The sequence below is a fragment of the Streptococcus sp. FSL E2-3488 genome, from assembly GCF_038003585.1.
GTDB lineage: Bacteria > Bacillota > Bacilli > Lactobacillales > Streptococcaceae > Streptococcus > Streptococcus thermophilus.
This window is the reverse complement of the sequence record NZ_JBBOPL010000001.1, coordinates 894,114-908,242: the sequence shown is the minus strand read 5'-3', so window position 1 is coordinate 908,242 and position 14,129 is coordinate 894,114. Positions and strand designations below refer to the sequence as shown.

The 14,129-nt window shown below is 39.7% G+C and carries 9 protein-coding genes and 2 pseudogenes; 2 read left to right on the top strand and 9 right to left on the bottom strand.

Annotation, left to right across the window (positions count from 1 at the left end; all coding sequences use genetic code 11):
* Positions 1-54: 54 nt before the first annotated feature.
* The 6 genes from MHH90_RS04780 to MHH90_RS04755 all read right to left on the bottom strand — a co-directional run bounded on the left by MHH90_RS04780 (position 55) and on the right by MHH90_RS04755 (position 8,043).
* A complete protein-coding gene (locus MHH90_RS04780) occupies positions 55-1,443 on the bottom strand; it encodes a dihydrolipoamide acetyltransferase (RefSeq protein ID WP_084828823.1) in 1,389 nt (462 codons plus the stop codon).
* A gap of 157 nt (positions 1,444-1,600) precedes the next feature.
* Positions 1,601-2,599, bottom strand: a complete 999-nt coding sequence (locus MHH90_RS04775; RefSeq protein ID WP_002950819.1) for an alpha-ketoacid dehydrogenase subunit beta — start codon at positions 2,597-2,599, stop codon at positions 1,601-1,603.
* Between the two features lie 24 nt (positions 2,600-2,623).
* The gene (locus tag MHH90_RS04770; RefSeq protein WP_023909664.1) at positions 2,624-3,595 is read right to left on the bottom strand and encodes a thiamine pyrophosphate-dependent dehydrogenase E1 component subunit alpha; all 972 of its coding nucleotides are present in this window, start codon (positions 3,593-3,595) and stop codon (positions 2,624-2,626) included.
* 487 nt (positions 3,596-4,082) lie between these two features.
* Complete coding sequence (locus MHH90_RS04765; RefSeq protein ID WP_340725917.1) at positions 4,083-6,026, bottom strand: DUF2207 domain-containing protein; 1,944 nt, start codon at positions 6,024-6,026, stop codon at positions 4,083-4,085.
* 75 nt (positions 6,027-6,101) lie between these two features.
* On the bottom strand, positions 6,102-7,370 hold the full coding sequence (locus tag MHH90_RS04760; RefSeq protein ID WP_014621598.1) for a dihydroorotase: 1,269 nt from the start codon (positions 7,368-7,370) through the stop codon (positions 6,102-6,104).
* 19 nt (positions 7,371-7,389) lie between these two features.
* Positions 7,390-8,043 (bottom strand): uracil-DNA glycosylase, encoded by a 654-nt coding sequence (locus MHH90_RS04755; RefSeq protein WP_014608320.1) that lies wholly within the window; start codon positions 8,041-8,043, stop codon positions 7,390-7,392.
* Between the two features lie 213 nt (positions 8,044-8,256).
* Between MHH90_RS04755 and MHH90_RS04750 the strand changes: the two genes are divergently transcribed.
* Together MHH90_RS04750 and MHH90_RS04745 are read left to right on the top strand one after the other, a co-directional pair.
* Positions 8,257-9,453 carry a cation diffusion facilitator family transporter gene (locus tag MHH90_RS04750; RefSeq protein WP_014621600.1) on the top strand — a complete coding sequence of 399 codons (1,197 nt, stop codon included), beginning with the start codon at positions 8,257-8,259 and terminating at the stop codon, positions 9,451-9,453.
* A gap of 250 nt (positions 9,454-9,703) precedes the next feature.
* Positions 9,704-11,027, top strand: a pseudogene (locus MHH90_RS04745) (D-alanyl-D-alanine carboxypeptidase family protein).
* A 39-nt stretch (positions 11,028-11,066) separates the two neighbouring features.
* On the opposite strand, the gene MHH90_RS04740 reads toward MHH90_RS04745, so the two are convergent.
* From MHH90_RS04740 to MHH90_RS04730, 3 genes and pseudogenes are all read right to left on the bottom strand, one after another.
* A complete protein-coding gene (locus tag MHH90_RS04740; protein ID WP_014608321.1) occupies positions 11,067-11,918 on the bottom strand; it encodes a patatin-like phospholipase family protein in 852 nt (283 codons plus the stop codon).
* Positions 11,915-12,534: pseudogene (locus tag MHH90_RS04735) on the bottom strand (SGNH/GDSL hydrolase family protein). The gene MHH90_RS04740 and the pseudogene MHH90_RS04735 overlap by 4 nt, the downstream one beginning before the upstream one ends.
* Positions 12,535-12,537: 3 nt before the next feature.
* Positions 12,538-14,115, bottom strand: coding sequence for an ABC1 kinase family protein (locus MHH90_RS04730; RefSeq protein ID WP_113870352.1), 1,578 nt, complete (start codon positions 14,113-14,115; stop codon positions 12,538-12,540).
* Positions 14,116-14,129: the final 14 nt, after the last annotated feature.

Here is a 14,129-nt window from a genome sequence, read left to right as displayed (position 1 = left end):
CCTATGGTTCGCTCTCTCCTTTCTATTTAAAACTTCAGTTTTTAGATATTTTTCTTAAATCAACAATTCCATTGGATTTTCAAGCAAATGCTTTAAATCAACCATGAATTTAGCACCATTCATACCATCAACAATACGGTGGTCAATAGTCAAGCAAAGACCCATGATTGGCCGCACGACAACTTCACCATCAACAACAACCGGTGTTTGAATAGTTGCTGAAACACCAAGGATAGCTGAGTTAGGTTGATTAATGATTGGATTGAATGACTTGGTTCCAAACATTCCCAAGTTAGTAATAGAGAAAGTAGAACCTGACATTTCTGCCGCCTTCAATTTACCAGCCTGAGCTTTTTTGATGACATCCTTAGAGGCCACCACAAAGTCAGACAAACTCATCTTATCAGCACCATGAACGACTGGTACAACCAAGCCATCATCTAGACCAACTGCAATACCAAGATTAACAAATTTGTGTAATTCGATATTTTGTGCATCATTAATCAAGGATGCATTGAGGTAACGGTGTTCCTCTTTCATAAGGGTACGCACAACTGCCAAACCAATCAAATCAGTGAAGGTCACCTTCATACCAGTCTTATTCATGATTGGATCAAGAACTTGCTTACGAAGAGCTATAAGGTTAGTCATGTCCACATCATGGTTAAGAGTAAATGTTGGTGCAGTCAAGTATGAGTGCGTCATTCCCTTAGAAATAGCCTTACGCATAGCAGACATCGGAATGACTTCCACACCTTCTGGCAAGACTTTTTCAGGTTTAGCTTCAACCGCAGGTGCGGCTGCAGCCACCTTAACTTGTGCTGGAGCACTGATTGCAAGAATATCTTCCTTAGTAATCTTACCACCAAATCCTGTTCCAGATACGGTAGCTAAATCAATATCGAGGTCTGCTGCAATCTTGCGAGCCAATGGTGTTGCCTTAGGTTGAGCGCCCTTAAAGTTCTCAACATCATCTGCATGAATACGCCCTTTTGCCCCAGTTCCGAGAACTTGAGCGATGTCAATCCCCATCTCACGTGCCACTTTACGTGCTTTAGGTGTCGCGCGTATTTTGCCACCTTCATGAACAATAGCTACCTGTGGCTGAGGCTTAGCAGCAGGCGTTTCCACATCAGCAACTTTTTCAACTTGTGGCGCAGCTTCTGCAGCTGGTGCGATTGCAGCATTATCAGCCACAACTTCTCCTTCAGCTCCGATATAACCAATCACCTCAGTAACTGGTACTGTTTCACCAGCTTGACGGGTAATCTTCAAAAGAACACCTGAGTCTTCTGCTTCAAGTTCCATGTTTGTCTTATCTGACATGATTTCAAGAAGGATATCTCCCTCATTAACCACGTCTCCCTCTTGTTTTTTCCACTCGATGATTTCACCTTCCTGCATGTCTACACCGAGCTTAGGCATAATAATCTCAAAAGCCATTTATAAGATACCCAAGAGCGACCAGAAAGCGACTGAAAATTAGGCGTCTGGTTCACCCTCTCCTTTCAACATTAAATTATAATTTTCGATACCCCCACAGTTAAAACAAGAAATATATTTTACTAACGAGAAATATCACTTAACCGTCGCTAGATAGTTAGTTTCCTTTATTAGCCATCTTGATAATAGCAGCCTTAATCTTTTCAACATCTGGAAGAACCGCTTGTTCCAAGACACGCGCATAAGGTACAGGCACATCTTCACTTGCCAAACGTACAATTGGGTGGTCAAGGTAATCAAATGCTTCACTTTCAGTAACCATAGCAGCAATCTCACCGATGAAGCCACCTGTTTTATAAGCGTCATTGACCAACATAAGTTTTCCAGTCTTCTTAACTGATTCAAAAATCAATTCTTTATCAAGTGGAACGAGAGTACGAGGATCAACTACCTCAACATTAATACCTTGTTCAGCTACTTCTTCAGCCGCCTTAAGAACACGTTCCAACATACGACCATACGTGACAATAGTAAGGTCAGTTCCTTCGCGTTTGATTTCACCTTTTCCAAGTGGAATATAGAAATCAGGATCTTGTGTAACTTCTTCTTTTTTGCCATAAAGAGCTTTTGGTTCCATGAAGATAACAATGTTATTGTCCTGAATAGAAGATTTCAAAAGACCTTTAGCATCGTTTGCATTACCAGGAGCAACAACTTTGATCCCTGGAATATGAGTCAACCATGACTCAAGAGATTGTGAGTGTTGCGCTGCAGATCCGATACCTGAACCAGAAGCTACACGGAAAGTTACAGGAGTCTTTAAACCACCACCAAACATGTAGTTGTTTTTAGCACCATTATTAACGATAGCATCAAGGGCAATAGTGATGAAGTCCATGAAAGTCAAATCAACGATTGGACGAAGACCTGTAATAGCAGCACCCACGGCTGCACCAGCAATTGCTGCTTCTGAAATTGGTGTATCTTTAACACGTTTTTCACCAAATTCCGCCAACATACCAACTGATGTACCGAAGTCACCACCATAGATCCCGACATCTTCACCCATAAGGAAGATGTCCGGATCTTTACGCATTTCCTCGCTCATAGCAAGGTTTACTGCCTCACGCAAGGCCATCAATTTTGTTTCACTCATACTTGTATTACTCATCCTTTCTCTTTAGTCTACCCATACATCTTCAAAGGCAACTGAAAGTTCTGGATCTGGGCTATTTTGGGCGAACTCATAAGCCGCATCAACCTGTGCCTTAACTTGGCTTTGGATAGCATCTAACTCTTCCACACTTGCGATATTTTCAGAAACAAGATAGTCGCGGTATCTAATAATTGGGTCGTTGTTGTTCTTCCACTCGTCAACTTCTTCCTTAGTACGGTAAACACCCGCATCGGCCGTAGAGTGACCAAACCAACGGTATGATTTAACTTCAACAATAGCAGGACCATTTCCACCACGAACATGGTCAACAGCCTTACCCATTGTATCATATACAGCCATTACATCGTTACCATCTTCGCAGTAGAATCCAGGAATACCATAGGCTTCTGCACGTGTATACAAGTGAGGAGTGTTGGTAGCTCTACGAATATCCATTGAGATACCATAACGGTTATTAATAATGAAGAAGATAACAGGTAATTTCCAAGTAGCTGCCATATTGACTGACTCATGGAATGAACCTTCATTAGTAGCGCCATCACCTGAAAAGGCAACAACGATATTTCCAGTTTCTTTGTACTGTTGAGTAAGGGCTGCACCTACAGCAAGAGCGTAACCACCACCAACGATACCGTTAGTACCATAGTTACCTTTTTCAAAGTCAGCCAAGTGCATAGAACCACCACGCCCCTTAGAAACTCCTGTTGCCTTACCAGCAAGCTCTGCCATCATTTTATTCAAATCCATGTCCTGAGCAATAGATTGTCCATGACCACGGTGATTTGAAAAGAAGATATCGTCATAACTTAAGTGTTGGACAGCTCCAACGTTAGCGGCTTCCTCACCTACTGAAAAGTGAGTCATTCCTTGAACAAAACCACGACGAACTAATTTATTAATACGTGAATCGAATTCACGGATACGTTCCATTTTAGTGAACATCTCAAGATGTGTCTCTTTAGAAAGTTTTACCATATCGATCTCCTCTATCGAATTTTTTATATACGTATAGGATAGGTTAAAAAAACTTAATGAGCAAGAAATATGCTTAAAAAATGAAAAGCCTTACATCCTTATCACTTATAGGCAATTCGTATGCTCTTTTTCAAAGCGTTATGCTATAATTGGATAGATTTTACTCAAACTCAAATAGGGTATTTATTATATTGAGTGATGCCATGATTCATGGGCTTACAGCATGAATAGCACCTATACTTCAATTTGTTATCTTCAAGGTAACTAGGAAAAGGCTGACGAGATATTGAATTCTCATCTTAACAGGTTTAGGCATTATAGCTTTCAGTTTCTTGCGAATCCCATTCCCAAAATCTGGCTTCATTGCTCTTGTGTTTCTAGTAACAGCTAGTTCTCACAAGAATCTTAGACATACCATTCTAGAGGCATTCTTTATCCCATATACCTTTTCTTTAATGGCAAGACTTAAGTAATTGTTTTTCAGGTCTTAAAAGGCACCGCCTCCGCCTCCTCCGCCACCACCAGAGAAGCCACCACCTCCAAAGCCGCCACTACCACTATTTGAATTGATAGAAAAGCTACTTACGGTATCTGAGGCAGAAACATATGATTCTAGATAATTAACATTATTCAGCATAATAAATGGTATCGCAGAATAAGTAAACTCATCTAGAGATGGATTACTGAGGTGGATGTTGTAACGTTTTAGGACATCACTAACTTTTTTCGCCTGTCCATAGAGTGTCGCATAAACCAAGATACGATTCCAAAGGATAACAGATTCTAGTTCGGATTTTTTAAAACTAGGAATACTCTTAATCATATTTTTAAAGCTATGCCACTGGTAATACGTTGAAATTTGAGTTGCATCAAGACATCTCTGACGACGTCTTTTCACCAAGAACCAGAATAAAACGGTAAGTCCTGCTATAGGTAGAAGTCCGAGAATATAGTAAAAACCAAGACCTGATCCAAAGGCAGCAAATAAGAACAAGGTTGAAAGACTACAAAGCATCATTGAAAGTACCAAAGCTGCTACTCCCAATATGTTAAATGTCTTTTCTTTCGCACTAAAATCTCTATAAATTTTAGGAAGTCCTAGCGCAAATTCCTCTTTTTCTACACCTTTTGCTACCTGATAGCCGTCATTAGTAAATTGATATTTGACACGTTTTCCCTGAGAACGAATAGCTTCACGCTCATAGCTTGTTCTAGCACTCTTGAATTGTTTATCTAGAGCATCTTTATCAAGATAATAGCGCGAGAACATTTCACTATCTCTAATTTCCATGCGACCATCAAACAACATATCCAAGAAAGATCCTTCAAATGAAGAGAGACCTTCCTTTTCAATACGTATAAGAATATTACTATCACCTTCTCGCCTAAAGGTGAGATAACCTCTATCAATCAAATCAAGGATGGTTGCTTGAACCATATGTTTGAACTTCAAAGGACCTGTTTCTTCTTTTAGTCCTGTTTTATCGAAAGACTGATTATAAACATTCTTGGCTAGGACCAAGGGTGCTAAATCTTGAGGGGCTTCATAAAGACGTGCATCTCGAGGGAAGGAAGGCGTCCTAGTACTATAAAGAACAATGAGGTAACAGAAAATACCCACAAGAACAAAGCTTAAGATTACAAGTGGCAAGATGACATAAAATAGATGTCGAAACTTTTCTTTAGATTCCTTGATATTTCTTTCTTTTTTAAGAAAGTCTGCCTCATTCGTTTTATTTAATAAATAAGCCTGATTATTTTCTCGCAAAGTATTAGTCATCGGCCAGTAGGCATGTAATTCCAATTTACCTGATGCTGGTAAATTGTCTACATGAACCTGATAACCTGTAGCAGTACGTTTAACATGTGGGTCTTTTCCAAAATAACCAGCGTGAGCGTAAAGCTCTCCTTGACTTGCATCTAGACCATCAACTGTGAAATCAACCTGTCCAAATCCTTTGTCCCAATCAGAGATAGGAAACCAATTTAAAACTGCAATATCTGAATATAGATTCAACAACTGTTGGATTTGCCAAGTAACTTTGAGAACGACCCTATCACCATCTGAACCTGAATTATAAACTTTGAGTTTAATACCATCATAAGAGTCTGTTTTTTCAACTGTAATATCTGTTTTTTCTTTCCCATTTACGGTTGCTGAAACCTTTGGGTCATCCATGATAGAATAACCACCAATTTTCCCCAAGGTTACATACTGACCTTTATAATCACTATCAAAATCATAAGTCACTTCCTGACTAAACGTCGCATTACCATCATCATGAATTGAAAGGTGACCAACATAGGAAGGCAGACTATACTCTACCTCATCCTCATCAGCTTGAACGTGTTGTAAAGACAATGGCAGAAAACAGGCTAACAAAATAGTAAAAGCAACATATTTAGCGAGGCCTTTAAGTATCTTTTTCATCATTTTGCTCCTTCAAGGACTAAAAAAGCAGCTGCAACACCAAGTGTCTCGAAGTGCCCTGCTCTAATCCACTATTTAGGCTTGATAAACAATCTCACCGTCACAGATAGTGTATTTAACACTGCCCGTAAGCTCTTCGCCTACAAATGGTGAATTGGCTGCTTTAGACTTAAAGTCTGCTGTAACCTGACGTTTTTCCTTATCTGCAAAGATAACAAGATCTGCTGGTCCATTTTCAGCCAAATAACCGGCATCGAACCCATAAAGATCAGATGGGTTGCTTGTCATTAATTTCAATAATTCTGTCAAACTTAAATGTCCTGCTTCAACTAAATAAGTTAAACCAAGAGATAGAGAGGTTTCCAGACCAGTCATCCCTGATGGTGCTTTAGTCACATCAGCCACATTCTTTTCATCTGCGTGGTGTGGCGCGTGGTCCGTAGCAATGACTGAGATTACTCCAGATTTCAAACCTTCGATAACGGCTTGACGGTCTGATTCCAAACGAAGTGGTGGGTTCATCTTGGCATTAGCGCCTTTTGAGAGTAAGAGGTCTTCAGTTTTTGAGAAGTGCTGCGGCGCTACTTCAGCAGTGACTTGTGCTCCAAGTTTTTGAGCAAACTCAACGACTTTTACAGATTCAGCTTTTGACAAGTGTTGAATATGAACATGTGCTTGTGTATCATAAGCAACCATGACATCACGCGCAATCATGCTGTACTCAGCTACGCCAGTTGCCCCACAAATATGAAATTCTTTTTTAGCAATATTTTCATTGAAACCGAGAACACCATTAAGATCAGGATCCTCCTCGTGAAGACTGATAAAGGTATTATTCTCTTTAGCTAACTCCATGGCTTTTTTGACAATCCCAACATTGGTCAATGGAATACCGTCATCTGAGAATCCAACAGCACCTGCTTCAAGCAAACCCTTGAAATCAGTAATATTTTCACCATCAAAGTTCTTTGTAATAGTCGCAACAGACTTAACATGGATATTTTCCTTAGCTGCTGAAGTCAAGACCTCTTTCAAAGTTTCCTTGTCTGAAATCGTTGGATTCGTATTAGCCATCATCACAACTGTTGTAAAACCACCTGCAGCCGCTGCCAAGGCACCCGTATGAATGTCTTCCTTATGGGTTTGACCTGGCTCACGGAAGTGAACATGGATATCCACCAAACCAGGAGCAACCACAAGACCAGTCGCATCGATAACTTGGGCATCTCCCGCATCGATATTTTCAGCAATTTTAACGACTTTTTTTCCATCCACAAGAACATCGGCTTGCGTGTCCAAACCAGATTTAGGGTCAACAACACGACCATTTTTAATCAGTAACATAATCTTCCAACTTTCTATTTTACTTCAACCAATCAATTGGGGGTTGTCCTTGAGATACGAGGTAGGCATTGGCTTTTGAAAAAGGCTTGCTGCCAAAAAAACCGCGATAGGCCGATAAAGGGCTAGGATGAGCACTCTCAATAATGGCATGCTTAGGATTGGTTACTAGTGATTTCTTCTTACGAGCATAGCCGCCCCAAAGTATAAAGACAACCGGAGTATCCTTTTGATTGAGAACCTTAATCACAGCATCTGTAAAAGGTTCCCAAATCTGACCAGCATGACCATTGGCTCGACCAGCTGGAACAGTCAGACAGGCATTAAGTAATAGCACTCCTTGCTCGGCCCAAGTTGTTAAATCATGATGACTTCTAGGACCAAGATCCTCCCCCAATTCTTTGAGAATATTAACCAAAGAAGGTGGAGCTGGAATCGTCTCAGGTACTGAAAATGACAAACCCTGAGCCTGATTAGGACCATGGTAAGGGTCCTGTCCAAGGATAACCACCCGGACTTCTTCAAAAGGAGTCTCTAACAAAGCATTAAATACCTTGTCTCGTGGGGGATAAATTGTTCCCTCTTCATAGACCTTGTCCATAAACTGATTTATCTTTGAAAAATAATGGTCAGGCAATTCCTCTTTTAGAAGCCTGTGCCATGTCGAATGTTCCATAAAAACCTCTTTTAGACTGTTATACACACTAAATTATACCACATTTTGTAGATAATATTCGGAAAATACTGAAAAATAGTATGTGATAGCTGTTTCTTCAATATTTTCATTTTAAGAAAGACGATTCATATTAACATCAAGGTATTACAGGCTTTAAGTAACTATTCTTTTGTGCTATAATAAATTATTGTATTTAAACAAAAAGGTAAATCTATGACGACGTATGAAAATTTAAGGGTAGCCAGACGAGGTCCCATCGTTAGTATTGCAGCCTACTTACTTCTTACCATTGCCAAACTTATTGCTGGACATTTTTTAAACTCCAGCTCATTGATTGCCGATGGTTTTAACAACTTATCTGATATTTTGGGGAATGTCGCCCTACTCATTGGATTACAGCTGGCTAGTCAGCCAGCTGATTCAGATCATAGGTTTGGACATTGGAAGATTGAAGATTTATCAAGTTTAGTTACTTCCTTTATCATGTTTGTAGTAGGCTTCCAAGTCCTAATTCAAACAGTCCGAAAGATTTTTTTAAGAGAAGAAACTGTCGTCGATCCTCTTGGTGCTGCCGTCGGAGTCCTCTCTGCTATTGTCATGTGTGCAGTCTATTTCTATAACAAAGGGTTAGCAAAAAAACTAAAATCCAGTGCCCTTATCGCAGCTGCTAAGGACAACCTATCAGATGCCGTGACCTCTATTGGAACTTCAATTGCCATCGTCGCAGCATCCTTCAACCTTACCATCATAGACTATATTACTGCTATTATCATCACCTTCTTCATCCTAAAGACAGCCTATGATATCTTCATGGAAGCAACCTTCAGCTTGTCAGATGGCTTTGATGAGAGAAATCTTAAGGCCTATGAAAAAGCCATTCTGAATATTCCTAAAGTTACCAAAGTTAAAAAGCAACGTGGACGTTCCTATGGTAGTAATATCTACCTTGATATTGTGGTTGAAATGAACCCTGACCTCTCCGTCTACGAGAGCCACGCCATTACGGAACAAATTGAAGAAATCCTCAGTGAGCGTTTTTCTGTCTATGATACTGATGTCCATGTAGAGCCTGCTGCAATTCCTGAAGACGAAATTTATGGGAACGTCCTTCGCAAACTCATTCGGAATGAAAAGATTATCTTATCAAAGATTCCAGGCTACGAAAACCTCTTAGCACCCGATTTCTTTTTGATTGATGAAAACGGCCATCATCAGAACCGGGAAGACGTCATTGCTAATCATCAACCGCTTCTCAATAACTTTGACAAGTTTAAGATGACGTCCATCAGTCAAAAAACTAAATTAATTAGTTACGAACTGGGAGGAAATTTCCATACCAGCATCTGGCGCCGAAATGAGACATGGTTTATGATTTACCATCAAGTTACAGCTATAAAAGATAAAGAGTAACGAGCAAATCAGCTTGTTTTTTTGTTATCAAAAGTATGTGATTTTTAAACCACTATAGATTCTAAAAAATGTATTAAAATATAAAATATTTCGAAAACTAAGTATTTTATACGGTATAATGGAGGTATTTATCACTATTAAATTTGTTTTTTAATTTTGATTGATACGCAATTTCTATTAAGTATATAACTGGGTTCCGCCTATGACAGAACCCATATAAAATAAAGGAGACGCATTATTAAAAAAGAAAATTGTTTCCATCCTTTTATCAGCTTGTCTAGCCCTAGCCCTACTTTGTCTAGTGCAGATGAATTAATGGATATTACACGCGCTGCTGGTTATACTGAAGCAACAGAGGCCTATCGTCCTAAATCTACTCTGTTAATTGATGGAACCACCGGAGATGTTCTCTGGGAGGAGAATGCTGATGAAATTTCGTGACCCAGCCTCTATGTCTAAGGCTATGACGCTGTATTTGGTCTTCGAAACCATGTCCAAAGGAGAAATTTCAGAAGAAACTGTTATTACAGCTACTCCTACAGACCAAGCTATTGCCGATATTTATGAAATCTCCAATAACAAGATTGTTGCTGGTGTTGACTAAACAGTTTCTGAGCTCATTACCATGACGTCGGTGCCATCCTCTAACATTATAACTGTGATGCTAGCCAACTACTTGACCAATAATGATCCTGATAAATGGCTAGACATGATGAATGAAAAGTCCAAAGAATTAAGTATGACCAATACCAAATGGTTTAACGCCTCAGGTGCAGCTGCGGTAGCCTTCAAAGGTTACTACAGCTGCACCTGAGGCGTTATGATAACAATCAGAGCAATCAAACGACTGCGCGTGATTTGGTCATCATGACATATAACTTTATCAAAAAGTATCCTTATATTCTTAAATACACTAGCAAACCTGTTGTAGCTGTTAAAGAGGGAACACCTTACGAAGAAGCTTTTGAAACCTACAACTATTCAATTCCTGGTGCTGATTATGGTCTCAAGGGGGTAGATGGCTCGAAGACAGGGTCTAGCCCAGAAGGTGCTTTCAACTCTATATTGATACCATCAAGCATGGCAATCAGCGAATGATTGCTATTATCATGGGGTCAGGGGACTGGTCGGATCAAACTGTTGAAGAAATCCGCCATACCTTTGGTAATGCTCTGGTTAAGAAAATGTATAAAGATTTCTCTTACAAGAAAGTCCTTAGCAAAGGTGAACAAGAGATCGCTGGTAAAAAATATAATGTCGAAAATGATGTCTACGCCACAGTCAAAAAAGGCCAAGAACCAAAAATCTCTGCAAAAGATGACCAAATTGTCATTGATAACGGCCTGAAAACAGTATCACCTAATATCAAACCAACCTCAGTCAAAGATACTAAAGCTGGCTTCTTCCTTTATTCTTTTGATCAAAAGAATAAACAGACAAGTAATCATAAAACATCTATGAAAAATTTTGCTTTGTTCTGCTTCCTCCTGTTACCAATTTACGTTATCTACCTGATTTTCAACAATGAAAAAAAGCGACATCAAAAATTCAACGAACGTCGTCAAGCACGATAAATGAATAACTAAGAAAAACGTGCTCAGAAAAGCACGTTTTTAGTTATCTCCAAGAAATATTTTGAGATTGGTCATATCATTACGCATTTGTTTCAATCCTTCTTGATAAATAGCTTCGAACTTTTCTGGGTCCTTTTCCAATCTACCAACTTCAAGCGCATGCTCTGGACGAATGGCATAGACTTTTCCAGATTTTTCCAAGGTCTCAATCTTCTCAATGCTCTTATTGTAGTGAATATGTCGATTTGAAGCAACCTCAACAAATTCAGGATACTTGCGGTAAAAGAGTTTGTAGATGCGCTTGCTAGTTTTAGAAGGATGTTTTCGATAACCCTTAGGACGTGTCAAAACTACAATAAGTTTGTCAAATTCCATATTTTCCATGAAATCAATAGGAAGACTATCAGCCAGACCACCATCCATGTAGCGTTTGCCCTTGTACTCGACTATTTCAGAAACCAGAGGTAGTGCAGAACTGGCACGAAGGGCTTCCATCTGCTCAAAGACATGATCAATCTTAATATAGTCTGGTTTTCCCGTCTTAATATCTGTAGCGACCACATAGAAGGGAACACCCGACTCAGCAAAAGCGTCCTGATCAAAAACATCTAACTCCATAGGAACCTTATAATAGGAGAACTCCTTATTAACGAAGTTACCGGTTGTCAACCATGACCAAAAACTCATGTAACGACGGTCTCCCATGAATCGCTTGTTATAGCGAAGAGCTCTTTTGGGTTGGTTAGACAGATAATTGACACCGAAAAGCGCTCCAGCAGATACCGAAACAACACCATCCACCTTAATCCCTGCTTCTAAAAAAGCGTCTAAAACTCCAGCTGTGTATAAGCCACGCATACCACCGCCTTCGAGGACTAAGCCTACCTTCATTCTAAAATCTCCTTTATAATTGGTTCTGCTATGACCTGATAAGCTTGTGGATTCAAGTGCAAACCATCAGTTGTATAGTTGGCATTTAACTGTCCTTGAGCATCTGTAAGGTAATCAAACAAATCAACATAAGTCACACCAGGTAGGACTGCTAGTTGTTGATTAAGTTCACCTACAGTAGCATTGTTTCGAATTTTAACATTCGAGGCATGTTCCAATCTTTCACTGACAGGAAAGATACTTAGCAAATAGATTTCTGTATATAGAGATTCTTGTCGAATTGTCATGATAATATCGGAAATACGATTAACAACATCTTGAATGGGGTAACCTCGTCCAATGTCATTAATTCCAATCAAGATAACCAATTTACTGGGTTCCAAATCTAAAATTTGCTCTTTAAGGTGTTCTAAAGCCAAACCGAGTCTATTCCTGCAACTCCGCGGTTAACCAAAGGAAAGTCTCGACCTAAGTACTTTTTCAATGCAAAAAACTCCGTGATGGAGTCCCCTGCAAAAACAATTTGGCCCTTGTCTAACTTTTGATTTTCACTTACAAATTTAGCTAAACGCTCTTTTTGATAGGCCACAAGCTCAGGCCTAGTTGTTTCAATCATACCTTATCCTTTTTTCTTAAATATTATACGACCTACAGTAACTAAAGCTAGGACAGTTCCAAGTCCAAGAAAAAGCCAAGCAAGATTTTGAAAATCTGATTTATTGGACAAAAGAGCACCAGACAGAAGAAATGCTAATGTCAGCAAGGCTAAAACCATGTTATTTAAAACTTTCTCAAAGACTTTAACCCTACCTGAAAAGTTAATAAAATCATGGTTAAGCACGATTCGTCCGTTTAAAATCAGCTCCAAAAGCTGATGAAGATGGTGTGGAATATTTTTCCCATTGCGAAGCAGGTAAAAGAGCTCAATCAAGATAGTCTCTTTATTTAAGGCCTGCTTAAGCATATCCGGCCCCATATTCTCTAGGAAGTAATCCTTGGCCAGGGTCATAAGATCAATATTTGGTGCAAATTCTCGAAAAATACCTTCAATTTCAAGCGAAGCCTTCTCCAAAATAGTGATTTGAGAAGGGGCTTTAAGATGATTCTTCTGGAAAACAGTCAGCAAATCTTCAAGCAAATCTGTCATCGACAAACTTCCTATGTCTACACCAGAATAACGGCCCAGCATCTGCTCCACATCCTGACTTAGAACTGCACTATTTAGACCATTATCAAACTGGGTGATTGATAGGATTGCCTTGGTCATGCCGTCAACATCTTGTGCGGTAAAACTATATAGGATATCATTTAAGGACGAACGCATCCCCGCTTCCAACTCACCCATAATTCCAAAATCAATGAAATAAATCTTGCCATCGCGTACCAACAGATTTCCAGGATGAGGATCGCCATGAAAATAACCATCTTTGAAGACTTGCTTGATAAACGACAGCATAAGCTTCTTGCCTACATCTTCCAAGTCATAACCAGCTTCAAGCAGCTGACTATAATGATTAAGCGGAATCCCATTGATGTACTCTTCGACTATGAGATGAGGTGTCGTGAATTCATCATAAACCTCTGGAACACCCAGACAAACCACTCTCTTATTGTTAGCCCTAAAACGTTTCATGGCCTCTGCTTCATTCCTGAAATCAAGTTCCTTGATTAGGGTTTCACGCAGATTTTCCAAGACCTCTTGAACATCGACCATGGAGATAAAATGCTTGGGTATATGCCGTGCAAGCTTAATAAGAAGCTGGATATCTTCGTTTACGATATCATCAATACCTGGTCTCTGAATTTTTATAATCACTTCCTGACCAGACAACAACCTTGCTCGATGGGTCTGAGCGACAGACCCAGAGGCCAGAGGCTCTTTAGAAAAATCGACGAAAACCTCAGAAAGATCAGTTGGCAATTCTTGCCTAATGGCAGTCATGACCTCCTCTTTATTCAATGGAGGAACACTACTTTGGAGTTTTGATAATTCTCGGATATAGGCCTCTGACAAAAGATCCGAGCGTGTCGATAGAATTTGCCCAATTTTAACAAAACTTGGTCCCAATTGCTCGAAAGCTTGACGGAGCTTGACAGGTGTTGTTTGTTGGTCTTGAGGAAGGTGTTTTTCACGATAAGAAAGGAGACCAACTGACGAGAAAACCTTCAACACATGTCTCAATCGTTTACTTGCCATTTTAGTCCCCTTAC

Coding starts and splice junctions, on each gene's coding strand:
- MHH90_RS04730 (WP_113870352.1), bottom strand. CDS start 14,115: ATGGCAAGTAAACGATTGAGACATGTGTTGAAGGTTTTCTCGTCAGTT.
- MHH90_RS04780 (WP_084828823.1), bottom strand. CDS start 1,443: ATGGCTTTTGAGATTATTATGCCTAAGCTCGGTGTAGACATGCAGGAA.
- MHH90_RS04765 (WP_340725917.1), bottom strand. CDS start 6,026: ATGAAAAAGATACTTAAAGGCCTCGCTAAATATGTTGCTTTTACTATT.
- MHH90_RS04740 (WP_014608321.1), bottom strand. CDS start 11,918: ATGAAGGTAGGCTTAGTCCTCGAAGGCGGTGGTATGCGTGGCTTATAC.
- MHH90_RS04755 (WP_014608320.1), bottom strand. CDS start 8,043: ATGGAACATTCGACATGGCACAGGCTTCTAAAAGAGGAATTGCCTGAC.
- MHH90_RS04770 (WP_023909664.1), bottom strand. CDS start 3,595: ATGGTAAAACTTTCTAAAGAGACACATCTTGAGATGTTCACTAAAATG.
- MHH90_RS04775 (WP_002950819.1), bottom strand. CDS start 2,599: ATGAGTGAAACAAAATTGATGGCCTTGCGTGAGGCAGTAAACCTTGCT.
- MHH90_RS04750 (WP_014621600.1), top strand. CDS start 8,257: ATGACGACGTATGAAAATTTAAGGGTAGCCAGACGAGGTCCCATCGTT.
- MHH90_RS04760 (WP_014621598.1), bottom strand. CDS start 7,370: ATGTTACTGATTAAAAATGGTCGTGTTGTTGACCCTAAATCTGGTTTG.